12 protein-coding genes are annotated in these 13,030 nt (G+C 59.2%); 4 read left to right on the plus strand and 8 right to left on the minus strand.

Annotated features, from left to right (window positions below):
- Positions 1-5: 5 nt before the first annotated feature.
- Positions 6-479, minus strand: coding sequence for an Lrp/AsnC family transcriptional regulator (locus SERAS12_RS08235; protein ID WP_013812259.1), 474 nt, complete (start codon positions 477-479; stop codon positions 6-8).
- A 167-nt stretch (positions 480-646) separates the two neighbouring features.
- Here SERAS12_RS08235 and SERAS12_RS08240 point away from each other — a divergent pair, with 167 nt between their 5' ends.
- Together SERAS12_RS08240 and SERAS12_RS08245 are read left to right on the plus strand one after the other, a co-directional pair.
- Positions 647-1,069 (plus strand): DUF2000 domain-containing protein, encoded by a 423-nt coding sequence (locus tag SERAS12_RS08240; protein WP_041416022.1) that lies wholly within the window; start codon positions 647-649, stop codon positions 1,067-1,069.
- Positions 1,070-1,180: 111 nt separating this feature from the next.
- Positions 1,181-1,504, plus strand: coding sequence for a heavy metal-binding domain-containing protein (locus SERAS12_RS08245; protein ID WP_004942542.1), 324 nt, complete (start codon positions 1,181-1,183; stop codon positions 1,502-1,504).
- Positions 1,505-1,550: 46 nt separating this feature from the next.
- Here the strand turns inward: SERAS12_RS08245 and SERAS12_RS08250 are convergent, their stop codons facing one another.
- Entirely contained in the window at positions 1,551-3,080 is a 1,530-nt protein-coding gene (locus SERAS12_RS08250; RefSeq protein WP_013812261.1) for a DUF3300 domain-containing protein, read from the minus strand.
- Positions 3,081-3,269: 189 nt separating this feature from the next.
- Between SERAS12_RS08250 and SERAS12_RS08255 the strand changes: the two genes are divergently transcribed.
- A complete protein-coding gene (locus SERAS12_RS08255) occupies positions 3,270-4,106 on the plus strand; it encodes an N-acetylmuramoyl-L-alanine amidase (RefSeq protein ID WP_013812262.1) in 837 nt (278 codons plus the stop codon).
- On the opposite strand, the gene SERAS12_RS08260 is transcribed toward SERAS12_RS08255, so the two are convergent.
- On the minus strand, positions 4,107-5,117 hold the full coding sequence (locus SERAS12_RS08260; RefSeq protein ID WP_013812263.1) for an NAD(P)-dependent oxidoreductase: 1,011 nt from the start codon (positions 5,115-5,117) through the stop codon (positions 4,107-4,109).
- Positions 5,118-5,287: 170 nt separating this feature from the next.
- Positions 5,288-6,727 (minus strand): DUF2867 domain-containing protein, encoded by a 1,440-nt coding sequence (locus SERAS12_RS08265; protein WP_013812264.1) that lies wholly within the window; start codon positions 6,725-6,727, stop codon positions 5,288-5,290.
- A gap of 144 nt (positions 6,728-6,871) precedes the next feature.
- On the opposite strand from SERAS12_RS08265, the gene SERAS12_RS08270 reads away from it, so the two are divergent.
- Entirely contained in the window at positions 6,872-7,219 is a 348-nt protein-coding gene (locus SERAS12_RS08270; RefSeq protein ID WP_013812265.1) for a DUF1294 domain-containing protein, read from the plus strand.
- A gap of 36 nt (positions 7,220-7,255) precedes the next feature.
- Here SERAS12_RS08270 and ltaE read toward each other — a convergent pair whose 3' ends face one another.
- The 4 genes from ltaE to hcp form a co-directional block, all read right to left on the minus strand.
- A complete protein-coding gene (gene ltaE, locus SERAS12_RS08275) occupies positions 7,256-8,272 on the minus strand; it encodes a low-specificity L-threonine aldolase (RefSeq protein WP_013812266.1) in 1,017 nt (338 codons plus the stop codon).
- 105 nt (positions 8,273-8,377) lie between these two features.
- The gene (gene poxB / locus SERAS12_RS08280) at positions 8,378-10,099 is read right to left on the minus strand and encodes a ubiquinone-dependent pyruvate dehydrogenase (protein WP_013812267.1); all 1,722 of its coding nucleotides are present in this window, start codon (positions 10,097-10,099) and stop codon (positions 8,378-8,380) included.
- Between the two features lie 199 nt (positions 10,100-10,298).
- Entirely contained in the window at positions 10,299-11,303 is a 1,005-nt protein-coding gene (hcr, locus tag SERAS12_RS08285) for an NADH oxidoreductase (RefSeq protein WP_013812268.1), read from the minus strand.
- 56 nt (positions 11,304-11,359) lie between these two features.
- Positions 11,360-13,009, minus strand: coding sequence for a hydroxylamine reductase (hcp, locus tag SERAS12_RS08290; RefSeq protein WP_013812269.1), 1,650 nt, complete (start codon positions 13,007-13,009; stop codon positions 11,360-11,362).
- Between the last annotated feature and the right edge of the window lie 21 nt (positions 13,010-13,030).

Consider the following 13,030-nt stretch of genomic DNA (forward strand, 5'->3'; position numbering starts at 1 on the left):
CCGCTTTATTTCTTGATCGGGAACGCCACAAAGGGTTTGATTTCCTTGAGCACAAACATGCTCTGCATCTCTTTGATGCCAGGCAGACGACGGATCACCGACATGGAAAAGTCGGCATAGGTATCCAGATCGCCGGCGACAACTTGCAGGAGAAAGTCGGCATCTCCCCCAATACTGTAGCAGGCCACCACGTCTTCTAATTCGATGACTTCTCGTTCAAATTTTCTCGCTTCCGCCTCGCTGTGGCTGTCGATGCTTACGCGGATAAACACCATCACCCCCAGCCTGATTTTGCGTCGATCCAGCACTGCCCGATACCCCTGGATAACGTCGTCGTCTTCCAGTTTCCGTACTTTTCGCCAGCAGGGCGACGCGGACATGCCCAGCTCATCGGCCAGGGTTTGGTTAGTGATGCGTGCGTCCTGTTGCAGGGCAGCGAGAATTCTAATGTCTGTCTGAGATAGCGGATTTTTGTTAATTTTATTTCTTTAAATGATGCTAAGTAGGTAAATTTTACCTTAATCGTGCCTTTCTTCAACGCAAGCAGGTCATTATTTCCTCCCCTGAAGTGGCATAATATTTGCCGAGAAGTGAGCTATTCCAGAGAGGGCTGCCATTCAGGCGAGTTGATTTTATGGGGGAGAGTATGCAGTTTGACGCGTCCAGACATAAATGCACCATCGTGATCGATGAAGCGTTGGCGGTAGGATTGGCAATGAACGCCGCCAGCGTGATTGGCATCAGTTTTGGCAAGACGTTTGAGAATTTGGTCGGGCCGGATTTATCCAGCGGCGATGGCGTGCGCTATCCCGGTGTCATTTATGCGCCGCTGCCGGTCTTGCGTGCGTCCAATGCCACGATTCAGGCATTGTTGAACAGCGCGGGTGACGATGAAGACATTTACAGCATGCCATTCAGCGCCTTGGCTCAATCGTGCCGGACCTATGACGAATATGGTGAGCGGATCTCAGCCGTTGACAGCGAACATATTGAGCTGGTGGCGATTGGGCTGGTCGGGCCGAAGAAAAAAATCACCAGGCTGACCGGCAATTTGCCCTTGTTTAAATAGAGGCGCTTGGGTATGCGCATGAGTAATGTGTTTATTGCATATTATATTAAGAACATATGAGTAAACTTGTGGTCTTAGAAGCGTAATCAGCGAATCAAACAAGGAGTTCTGATGCAGCTTTCAACCACCCCGACCCTGGAAGGGTTTACCATTACCGAATACTGCGGTGTCGTCACCGGCGAGGCGATCCTCGGCGCCAATATTTTTCGTGACTTCTTCGCCGGCGTGCGCGATATCGTCGGCGGCCGCTCCGGTGCTTACGAGAAAGAACTGCGTAAAGCCCGCTTGATCGCTTTCCAGGAACTGGAAGAGCAGGCGAAAGAGCTGGGCGCCAACGCGGTGGTCGGCATTGATATCGACTATGAAACCGTGGGCAAAGACAGCAGCATGCTGATGGTGACCGTCAGCGGCACCGCAGTGAAAGTCAGCCGCTAACCCCCATTTTATGAAACGCCCCGGCAACCGTCGGGGCGCAGTTTATTTATCCCACCTTGTGTTCTTCAGGCTTCAGCGGGCGATGTTCCTGCGGTTTTGCCGCAGGTATCAAATGCTGTTCCTGCGGTTTTGCCGCGGGTATCAAATGCTGTTCCTGTGGTTTTGCCGCGGCTATTGGGTGTTGCTCCTGAGGTTGACGCAACGGGGGTTGATGCTGTTGCATCGGCGTCGGTCGATTCATTACCGGTGGCGCAATAGCATGATTCACCGGCCTGAGTGCCGGTGACGGCGCGTAGACCGGATGAGGAGCCGCTGCCAATGGCGCAGGCTGATGCGTTGCCCGGTTATCCGCCTGACGCGGTGGTGGCGTTTCCGTCCGCGGATGTTGTGGCATTGCCGCAGGGGCGGAATGGTTAAAGTTTGGCATGCTCATCGGCTGATGGACGACGGAGGGCTGCGTTACCGGGCGGGGTGCCGGAGGCGCAGAATGGGTGAAGGCCGGCATACCTACCGGTGGATGCGCATTGCCCGCCTGCTGGGGGGCAAAGTGCGGTTTTGCCATGGTGGCAACATTCGGTGCCGGGTGCTCTGCCGTTGGCATGGTCGGAGCGAAATGCGGCGCCTGATTCACCTGCGTATTGTAGTTATTCACTGTATTGGTGCGGTTCACATTATTGTATTGATTGATATTGGTAACGCGATTAATCACAGTGGTGGAGTGCGATATATAAGGCGCATTGTTGTAAATCACCGGTTGACGCCGATCGCCCCAGTGCACATCCCAGTTATGCCAGCTGTTGTCGTGCTGATTGATCAAGGCGCCGACCGCGATGCCGACACCAAAGCTGATAACGCCAGCCGCCAGCATATCCCCACCGCTGTAGCCAGAGGCCGGTTGATAGCGATAGCCGGGGTAGCTCGGCACCGTTTCTCCGTAGGCCACCCAGGGATCGTAACGCGGCACATAAACCACATCCGGCTGGCTGGGTTCAATCACAATCACCCGATCGGGCGCAGCGACCACGGTTTGTTGATAGGGTTGCTGCTGGAGAGCGTGGGTAGCCGGCGCAAGTACCACCCGTTGTTGTGGGGAGTTTTTCAGCGTGCCTTTGTTCGCCGCACGTTGGCGCATCACCTGGATTGCGTTCATTACGTCGGTGGGATCATTGGCATAAGCATTGCCCAGCGCACTGGTCCAGGGAAGGTTTTTCGCCATCTGGTCCAGCACGTCAGGGAATTGCACCAGGCTGCGAACGCTGGGATCCCAGGGTTGGGCGTCAGCGGCCGTGGCGAGCGCCGCCGGTTGCAGGCTGCGGTTCTGCGCCAGCCAATTATCTGCGGCGCTGATTTGATCGGGATAACCCGCACCGGCCAACACCTGGGCCAGTAGCTTGTCGGGGAACAGCGCTACCGGGCTCACCAACTGATAGAGTTGATCGGCGCTTAGCGGCGTATAGGCCGGTGCCGCGGCGGGCTGGGTTACACCCATTACGCCGGCGACACTTTTCTGATCGCAACCGCTGAGCGGCAGCAGAGCGAGACAGATCAACCCGGTTAAACAGTTCGATTTGCGCATGGTTTATTCGCTTATTTCAGCACAGGTAATATGATGAGGCTAACACCTGTCGGGCGGGCTGCCAGTGCTGAGCAATACTCGCTTGCACATCTGGCGGGTCTGTCATCATTTATTGATTAACTTGATTATTGGATACAAGTTAATCAACCTGAGTTACAAATTTGGGAACCTGAACCAGGGGAGGGCGACGTGAAAATTTGGCCAGGGATTATTGCCGCCACGCTGCTTGCCGGCTGCCAAACTGCACCGCAGGGTACCACCGTCGATCGCGGCGGCTACCAGCTTGAAACTCTGCATCAGGCGCAAGGCGCCGACCAGCGCATCCGTTTTCTGGTGATGCACTACACTGCGGAAGATTTTCATTCTTCGTTGAAAACCCTGACGGATGAACACGTCAGTGCACATTACCTGCTGCCGGCACATCCGCTGCGGGAGCAGGGTAAACCGGTTGCCTTTCAACTGGTGCCGGAAGCGTTGCGCGCGTGGCACGCAGGGGCCAGCTATTGGCGCGGTCGTACCAGCCTGAATGACACTTCGATAGGCATTGAGATCGTCAATCGCGGGTTCAGCCGCCGCATGCTGTTTACCCGCTGGCAGCCGTATACGCCAGAGCAAACCGCGCTGTTGATCCCGCTAAGCCGGGATATCATTCAGCGCTACGGCATTCAGCCGCCCGACGTGGTGGGGCACAGCGATATTGCGCCGCAACGTAAGCAGGATCCCGGCCCGCTCTTTCCCTGGCAGCAACTGGCAGAGGCGGGGATCGGCGCCTGGCCGGACGCGGCAGAGGTGCAAAGGCGATTGGCGGGGCGTGACCGCCATGCGGCGGTGCCGCTGGCGCCACTGCTGGAAAAACTGGCGCGCTACGGTTATGGCGTCGATGCGCAGTGGGATGCGCGGCAACAGCGAAACCTGCTGGCGGCGTTCCAGATGCACTTCCGGCCCAGCGATTTTCGCGGTGAGCCGGATGCTGAAAGCGAGGCGATTGTCGATGCGTTGCTGCAGAAGTACGGTGCGGCGCGTTGATTACAGGCCGTACAGCTTGCCGTGCTCTTTCAACCAGCGGGCGGTGCGGGTAATGCCCTCATCCAGCGAAACAATCGGCTGATAACTCAGCTCCTGTTGCGCACGGGTGGTGTCCAGCGTCAGATCAAAATTGAGCTTGGCGACGCCATAATGGGTGAGCACCGGCTCTTTCTCGCTTTTACTGCCGAGCTTCTCCATGCCGCGTGCCATCATATCCAGCATCGGGTAGGGCACCGAGCGGATCCGGCATTTCATGCCCAGTTCGTCGATCAACTGCTGTACCACGCTGCGCAGCGGGCGCGCCTGCTGGTTGGTGATGTTGTAGGCGCGCCCGGACGGCGTATCCTCTTTTTGGGTCGCCAGCCACATGGCGTGTACCGCGTTCTCCAGATAGGTCATATCCACCAGGGCTTCGCCACCGCGCGGCAGCAGCAGATTGCCATAACGCTTAATCATCTGCAGCAGGCGCGGCAGCATGACCTTGTCGTGGGGGCCAAACAGCCCCTGAGGGCGCAGGATGGTGAAGTGGGTCTGCGGGTTGGACAGCGCCAGTTGCTGGATCACCTGTTCGCCGGCGGCCTTGCTGCGCGCAAACTCGTTGGCATAGCGTGCCGGCCGGAAATCTTCGGTAATGTTGCGATGGTGATGATAATCGAAATAAATCGCCGGCGAAGAGATATGGACAAACTGCGAAACGCCGTAGGCCGCCGCCCATTCGCCCAGGCGACGGGTGGCGCGCACGTTGGCCAGCTCAAACGCCTCTTCGGTACCCCAGGGGGAGGTAAAACTGGAGCAATGCCACAGCACGTCCACCTCGGCCAGCATCGCTTTGGCCTGCGACGAGATCAGGTTGGTGAGATCGGCATGAATGAATTCCGCGCCCATTTTTTCCAGCAAACTGCCCATGGCCTGGTTACGGCCGGTGGCGCGTACTTTTATGCCCTGGCGGCGGAGATATTCAACGGCGTTACGGCCTAACCCACTGGTTGCACCGGTGACCAATACCTTCATAACGAACTCTATTCTCGCCAAAAATCAGAATGCTGAAGGCCGTCAGCGGCACCCCAGCAAATAAGATGCCATTCTTCCGTGATTTCGTGCGCTATGCAATCGGAAAGGGCCTAACCGCAGCAGCAAACTGTGCGGTTGATCGACAAATGAACATCCGGCCGTGCCGCGGGTCACGGCCGATTGCGTTCGTGCTCTTCGGCCAGCTTCGCAATACGTCGTGCCATGCCGCGAAAAATGAACAGGTGGGCGGGCATCATGGCGAACCAGTACAGTAACCCGCTGAAACCGGCGGGATGCCACCAGGCGCGGACATCAAGGCTGCGGAGATCGCCGTGATCTTTGATAGTGAAGGTTAAACGCCCCAGGCCGGGCGCTTTCATGCCGAACAAGAGCGCCAGTTGACGTAGCGGCTTGTGGGTGATCACTTTCCAGCCGTCGACCAGATCGCCCACCGCCAGTGTATCGCGCGGCGGGCGGCCATACACCACCCGATTGCCGATCATATCGTCCATGCGGGCGCGGATCTGCCACAGGAGGTTGGCATAGAAATACCCCTCTTTGCCGCCCAATTGCTGCACCACGTGCCACAAGGCCTGGCTGGACGCGTGGGTTTCCAGCGTGCAACCCGCCTGCTTGGGATAGAAACCGTAGCCTGGCCGCCAGCGCGCCCGCGCCTCCGGATCGTAGCCCCAATCGGCGGAGTCGACCACCTCGTTCTCGCGGCGCAGGGTTTCGCGTACCGCCTCATCGAAGGTTTGCAGCGTTTGCGGGATCAGTGCTTGCAACGGTTTGCCGTCGGCGGGCAGATCGTGGTTCAGGCCTTGAATCAGCGCGCTGGCGATGGACGTGGGCACGGAGGTGATCAGGCTGATAAACCAGACTGAAATAAAGCGCGTGGGCAGGGGAATGGGGATCAGCCAGCGCTTCTTGCCGCTGATCCTGATGAAACGCTCAAACATCGTCTGGTAGCTGATATATTCCGGCCCGGCGACGTCAAAAATGCGGTTTTCTTCCGCCGGATGCGCCAGCAGGTCGGCCAGATACACCAGCAGGTTTTCCAGCGCCACCGGCGAAGATTTAGAGCGCACCCAGCGCGGCGGTGTCAGCACCGGCAGGTTGTAGACCATATCGCGCATCACTTCGAACGCCGCCGAACCTGGGCCGACGATAATACTGGCGCGCAATTCGGTGACCGGGATGCCGCTTTGGCGCAGGATCTCACCGGTTAGCTTGCGTGCCACCAGGTGCGGTGAACTGTCGCCGGCCGGCTGCAGGGCGCCGAGAAAAATGACCTGTTTGACGCCGGAGCTGCGCAGTGCATCGCGCAGATTTCCCGCCGCCTGGCGTTCCTTTTCAATAAAGTCATCACCGTCGCCCATACCGTGGATCAGATAATAAACGGCATCTATATCCCACAGCGCGGCGGCCAGGGTTTCCGGGCGATAAACGTCGACATAGTGGCAGTTAACCTGCGGCCAGTTCTGCTCTTGCAACCATTCCAGACGGCGCGCGGCGGCGGTAATGGTATGTCCCTGCTCGATCAGGTGAGGGATCAGGTTCTGGCCAATGTAGCCGCTGGCTCCGAGAACCAATACGCGTTGGGGGGTCATCAGCGCTGCCTTATGCAGTGAAAGTCGGTGACAGAATGCCAAATCTGGCGTTTAAATGCACTTTTTGTGTGGTTATGAGGGAGTTGCATCCGCCAAGAGGCGGGGTCACACTACGCGCCGTTTGCCTGCGATAAGACGGATGATATGAAACTGAATGCTGTTTGTTATGCCCTGTTGGGCCTGGCTTTAATCGCCAGCCTGTTTTTCCTGCATCCGATTGGGATGTGGTGGCTGTTGGCCAACCTGCTGACGTTGTTGGTGTACGGCGCGGATAAGTTTGCTGCGCGCAAGGGTTGGCAACGGGTGCCGGAAAGCACCTTGTTGGTGTTTGGGCTGGTGGGGGGATGGATTGGCGCGATAGTCGCACAGCAGCTGTTTCGCCATAAAACCCAGAAACAGCCGTTCAAAACCTGGTTCATCCTCAGCGTGGTGCTGAACCTGGTGGCGACGCTGGGGATCTGGTACTGGGTTTACGGCCGCTGGATTATCTGAAGGCGGGGCGCAATGGCGCCCCGTTCGGGTCAGGATTCAGGCATGCTGCCGGAGGAACTCCCACCATAAATCGACGACTTGCTGCAGATCCTGACGGCTGACGTCGAGATGGGTCAGAATGCGCGTCAGCGGCCCGCTGCTGATCAGCACGCCACGCTCTCGCATCCACGGCCCCAGCTTTGCCGCCAGCTCTGGCGATTGGCGCAGGTACAGCACGTTGGTTTGTGCGCCCGGCTCAGCAATTTCCACGCCCATCCCCTGCAATTGCTGTTCCAGCCATTTGGCGTTGTCGTGGTCATCGCGCAGCCGTTCGACGTTATGCTCCAGCGCATACAAACCCGCTGCCGCCAGAATACCGGCCTGGCGCAGGCCGCCGCCGGTCATTTTGCGCCAGCGCACGGCGCGCTGAATAAAGGCTTCACTGCCGCACAGCAGCGAGCCTACCGGCGCGCCCAGCCCTTTCGACAGGCAGATGGTGAAGGTGTCGCAGTATTGCACAATCTCTTTCAGCGGCAGGTTCAGCGCGACGGCGGCATTGAAGATGCGCGCGCCGTCGATGTGCAGCGCCAATTGATGCTCGCGGGTGAACTGCCAGGCCTGTTGCAGGTACTCCTGCGGCAGCACGCGGCCGCTGATGGTGTTTTCCAGGCTCAGCAGACGGGTTCTGGCGAAGTGAATGTCATCGGGTTTGATTGCCGCCGCTACTTTGTCCAGCGGCAGGGTGCCGTCCGGGTTCGCCTCAATCGGCTGCGGCTGGATGCTGCCGAGCACCGCCGCGCCGCCGGCCTCGTATTTATAGTTATGCGCCTGCTGGCCGACAATATACTCATCGCCGCGCTGACAATGGCTCAACAGCGCCACCAGGTTGGCCTGGGTGCCGCTCGGCAGAAACAGCGCCGCTTCCTTGCCGGACAGACGAACCGCTTCCGCCTCCAGCGCGTTTACCGTGGGATCATCGCCATAAACGTCGTCGCCCACTTCGGCCTGCGCCATGGCTTGGCGCATGGCGGCGCAGGGGCGGGTCACGGTGTCACTGCGTAAATCGATAAGCATACAACTCCTCAGCATCAATCCGGAAAATGGCTTCCATCATAGCCGGATTATCGCGTTGCAAAAGCGGAAAATGGCAGGCGCAGCGGTTGCCGCGCCCACAGAGGATCAGCGCAGCCAGTTGGTTTTCGCCAGTTCGACCACTTCGTCGCCACGGCCGTTGATAATGGCGCGCAGCATATACAGGCTGAAGCCTTTGGCCTGTTCGAATTTGATCTGCGGCGGCATCGCCAGTTCCTGTTTGGCGGTCACTACGTCCAGCAGTGCCGGGCCGGGGTGCGCCAGCATTTCTTGCAGCGCAGCGTCCAGATCCGAAGCCTTCTCGACGCGAATGCCCTTGATGCCGGCAGCGTTGGCAATCGCCGCAAAATCCGGGTTGTGCAGATCGGTGCCGTCGGTCAGGTAGCCGCCAGCCTTCATTTCCATGGCCACAAAACCCAGCACGCTGTTGTTGAAGATCACAATCTTGACCGGCAATTTCAACTGCGTCAGCGACAGAAAATCCCCCATCAGCATGGTAAATCCGCCGTCGCCGCACAGGGCGATCACCTGCTTGCCCGGCTCGGTGGCCTGTGCGCCGATGGCCTGCGGCATGGCGTTGGCCATCGAACCGTGGTTGAACGAACCCAGCAGGCGGCGTTTGCCGTTCATTTTCAGGTAGCGTGCAGCCCACACTGTCGGTGTGCCGACGTCGCAAGTGAAGATAGCGTCGTCGTTGGCGTATTGGCTGATCTGCTGCGCCAGATACTGTGGGTGGATCGGTTGATCGTCATTGGCGCTCGCCAGCCCATCGAGATCCTTGCGCGCAGTGCGGTAGTGCTCCAGCGCCTTGTCAAGAAACGCGCGGTCGCTCTTCGGTTCCAGTTGCGGCAGCAGGGCGGTGAGGGTGGTGTGGATATCGCCCACCAGCGCCATGTTGACCGGGCAATGCGCGCCGATGCTGCCGGGGTTGATGTCGATCTGAATGATGTTGGCGTTGGTCGGGTAGAACGCGCGGTACGGGAACTGGGTGCCGAGCAGCACCAGGGTATCGGCATTCATCATCGCGTGGTAGCCGGACGAAAAGCCGATCAACCCGGTCATGCCGACGCTGTACGGGTTGTCCCATTCGATATGCTCTTTGCCGCGCAGTGCGTGCACCACCGGCGCTTGCAGCAGCTCGGCCAGCCTGACCACTTCGTCATGCGAGCCGGCGCAGCCGCTGCCGCACATCAGCGTGATGTTCTTCGCCTGATTCAGTATGGCCGCCAGCTTGTTCAGTTCGCTCATCGGCGGTTGTACCAGCGGCAGTGCCGGGGTATGCCAGACCATGCTGGCGTCTTCCGGCGCCATGCGCAGCGCCACGTCGCCCGGCAGCACGATCACCGACACGCCACGATTGAGGATCGCCTTGCGCATGGCGATTTCCAGCACCCGGGGCAGCTGTTCCGGATTGGAGACCAGTTCACAGTAGTGGCTGCATTCACGAAACAGTTCTTGCGGGTGGGTTTCCTGGAAATAACCGCTGCCGATTTCGCTGGAGGGAATATGCGCGGCAATCGCCAATACCGGCACGTGGTTGCGGTGGCAGTCGAACAGGCCGTTGATCAGGTGCAGGTTGCCCGGACCGCAGGAGCCGGCGCAAACCGCCAACTGGCCGGTGAGCTGGGCTTCTGCGCCGGCGGCAAACGCGGCCACTTCTTCGTGGCGTGTGCCCAGCCATTCGATGGTGCCCATGCGGTGCAGGCTGTCGCTAAGGCCGTTGAGCGAATCGCCGGTGACGCCCCAAATGCGTTTCACGCCAGCCTGCTCCAGCGTTTTGGCGACCAGTGTGGCTACGGTTTGCTTCATAGTTCCCCCAATTATAAAGATACCCGTCATCTTTCACGCCACAGCGTTGTGGGCTGCGACTTGAAATCCAGTGGGTATGAATCGTTAAGTCTTTTTCAGATGGACGTAATAAAACGCACGGAACAGGGGAAAGTGTAGAAGGGGTGTACGGGACGTGCTTGCCGATAAATGCCCCATCGGCGAGATGGGGCAGCAAGCATCAGGCGAGGGTGATGTCGCCCTGCAACTGACAACTGCATGCCAGCACATACCCTTGGGCGATCTCGGCCGGGGTGAGCGTCATGCTGCTGGTGGTGGTGTAGTCACCGTCGAGGATGCGGGTTTTGCACGAACCGCAGACCCCGGCGCGGCAGGCGGCGTTGACCGGCAGCGCGTGGGCCTCCATCGCTGCCAGCAGCGTGCTGCCGACCGGTACGCGGAACTCGCGCAGCGGCCGGGCGGCGCGCAGCGTTAGCCCTTCGCCTTGCCCGGAGTCCGTTTCCGCCGGCGTATGGAACTGTTCTTTGTGGAAGCGGGCTGCCGGCACGCCAAGCTGGCGGCAAAGCTGCTCCGCCTGCGTCATGTAAGGCGCGGGGCCGCAGGTCATCACCGTACGTTCGACAATATCCGGCGCGGCCTGTCGCAAGGCTTCTAACGTTATCCGCCCGTTGAGGTAGCCCGGCTGAGCATCCTGTTCGGCCATCAGCGTCAGTTGCAGTTGAGGATGCGCGGCGCACAACTCGCGCCATTGTTCGGCAAAAATCGTATCGGCAGGGGTGCGTACGTTAAAGATCACGGCAATATCGCAGGCCGGACGGTTGGCTACCAGCCAGCGGCACATGGAGATAATCGGCGTAACGCCGCAGCCGGCCGCCAGCATCAGGTAACGATCGGCCGGGTGGCGTTCGCAACTGAATTCTCCCTGCGCATCGGACAGCCACAGGGTGTTGCCGGGTTTGACCTCCTGCGTCAGCCAGCGCGAACCCGCGCCGTCCGGCAGGCAGCGCACGCTGATGCTGAGAAAACGGCTTTGGCCGGGCGAAGAAGACAGCGTATAGGCGCGCAGCGTTTCTTCGGTATTACGGATGCTGACCAGCGCAAAGTGGCCGGCCTGATAAGGGTAAAAAACGTCGCAGATCAGGTTCAGCGTCCAAACGTCGGCAGTTTCTTGCCGGATAGAGTGTACCTGCATGCGATTGGGGCAAAGGGGAGTGGGTTGGGTCATAGAGCACCTCAAAGGCAAAGGGGCCGGCATAGGCGCGGCCCCGAAAAACAACGGCATCAACCGAGCAGGGCTTGCAGGTCCTGCTCAACGGTGGTGATCGGGCGCATGCCGAACTTGTCGTAGAGGATCGCCATCAGGTTGTCGGTCAGGAAGCCCGGTGCGGTCGGGCCGGTGACGATGTTTTTTACCCCCAGCGACAACAGCGTCAGCAGGATGACGATCGCCTTTTGCTCAAACCACGACAGCACCAGGCTGAGAGGCAGTTCGTTGACCGTGCAGCCAAGCGTCTCGGAAAGTTTGACCGCCAGCATGATGGCGGAATAGGCGTCGTTGCATTGGCCGACATCCAGCAGGCGTGGCAGGCCTTCCAGCGTGCCGAAGTCCAGTTTGTTGAAGCGGTATTTCCCGCAGGCCAGCGTCATGATCAGGCAATCTTGCGGCACGCTGCGGGCGAAGTCGGTGAAATAACTGCGCTCATCGCGGCTGCCGTCACAACCGCCGACCAGGAACACGTGGCGCAGTTTCTTCTGCGCCACCAGATCGATCACCGTATCGGCGGCGTTGAGCAGCGTCTGGCGGCCAAAGCCGACGGTGATCATATGTTCGATCTCGGTATAAGGGAAACCGCTCATGCCCTGCGCCTGGGCGATCACGCGGGTGAAGTCTTCCCCTTCCAGATGGTTAACGCCCGGCCAGCCAACGATGCTGCGTGTCCAGATGCGATCGCCGTAGTTGCCGATGTTCGGATCGATAATGCAGTTGGAGGTCATCAGGATGGGGCCGGGGAATTTGGCGAACTCGATCTGCTGGTTCTGCCAGCCGCTGCCGTAATTGCCGACCAGATGTTTGAATTTTTTCAGTTCCGGGTAGCCGTGCGCCGGCAGCATTTCACCGTGGGTATAGACATTAACGCCCTGACCCTCGGTTTGCTCCAGCAGCATGCGCAGATCTTTCAGATCGTGGCCGGAGATCAGAATCGCCTTGCCTGCTACCGGGCGCACATTCACCGCACTGGGGATCGGATCGCCATAGGCCTGGGTTTCACCGTGATCGAGGATCGCCATCACGTTGAAGTTCATTTTGCCGATACCCATGGCGTTGTTCAGCAGGGTATCCACGTCGCGCGGCTGGGTGCCGAGCCAGGCCATAAAGGCGTGGTAATCGGCATAGATTTGGTCGTCGAACTGGCCCAGCACGTGGGCGTGTTCCATATAGGCCGCCGCTCCTTTCAGGCCGTACAGGCACAGCATGCGCAGGCCGTGAATGTCATCGCCCACCTCGGCCTTGTCGGTGTTGAGGGCGAACTGCGTCGCCTGCTGCAACAGCGTCGGCATGTCGTCGCCGTCGAGTTGCAGACTGGCCAGCGGATGATCGACGTGTGCGCCGGCATCCAGCAGCCGGCAGCGCGTGGCCAGCGAGTCACGCAGGAGGAGGGTTTCCCGCGCGTAGCCGACAATGCGATCAGAGTCGAAGTTAACGTTGGTCAGAGTGGAGAAGAAGGCGCGGGGAGCAAAGCTGTCGATCTCGTGATCGATAATCCCGAGCGAGCGAGCCAGCAGAGCCCAGGCGGACAGCCCTTGTAACGCCGCTACCAAAAGATCCTGCAGATCTGAGGTTTCCGCCGTTTTACCGCACATGCCCTGAGCATACGAGCAGCCGTTGCCTGCCGGAGTACGGATGGTTTGTTCACATTGCACACAGAACATAATCGCTTCCTTTTTTAAAGT

It is taken from the genome of Serratia sp. AS12, assembly GCF_000214195.1.
GTDB classification, from domain to species: Bacteria; Pseudomonadota; Gammaproteobacteria; order Enterobacterales; family Enterobacteriaceae; genus Serratia; species Serratia plymuthica.

Coding starts and splice junctions, on each gene's coding strand:
- SERAS12_RS08265 (WP_013812264.1), bottom strand. CDS start 6,727: ATGACCCCCCAACGCGTATTGGTTCTCGGAGCCAGCGGCTACATTGGC.
- SERAS12_RS08270 (WP_013812265.1), top strand. CDS start 6,872: ATGAAACTGAATGCTGTTTGTTATGCCCTGTTGGGCCTGGCTTTAATC.
- SERAS12_RS08260 (WP_013812263.1), bottom strand. CDS start 5,117: ATGAAGGTATTGGTCACCGGTGCAACCAGTGGGTTAGGCCGTAACGCC.
- SERAS12_RS08240 (WP_041416022.1), top strand. CDS start 647: ATGCAGTTTGACGCGTCCAGACATAAATGCACCATCGTGATCGATGAA.
- poxB (WP_013812267.1), bottom strand. CDS start 10,099: ATGAAGCAAACCGTAGCCACACTGGTCGCCAAAACGCTGGAGCAGGCT.
- ltaE (WP_013812266.1), bottom strand. CDS start 8,272: ATGCTTATCGATTTACGCAGTGACACCGTGACCCGCCCCTGCGCCGCC.
- SERAS12_RS08245 (WP_004942542.1), top strand. CDS start 1,181: ATGCAGCTTTCAACCACCCCGACCCTGGAAGGGTTTACCATTACCGAA.
- hcp (WP_013812269.1), bottom strand. CDS start 13,009: ATGTTCTGTGTGCAATGTGAACAAACCATCCGTACTCCGGCAGGCAAC.
- SERAS12_RS08250 (WP_013812261.1), bottom strand. CDS start 3,080: ATGCGCAAATCGAACTGTTTAACCGGGTTGATCTGTCTCGCTCTGCTG.
- hcr (WP_013812268.1), bottom strand. CDS start 11,303: ATGACCCAACCCACTCCCCTTTGCCCCAATCGCATGCAGGTACACTCT.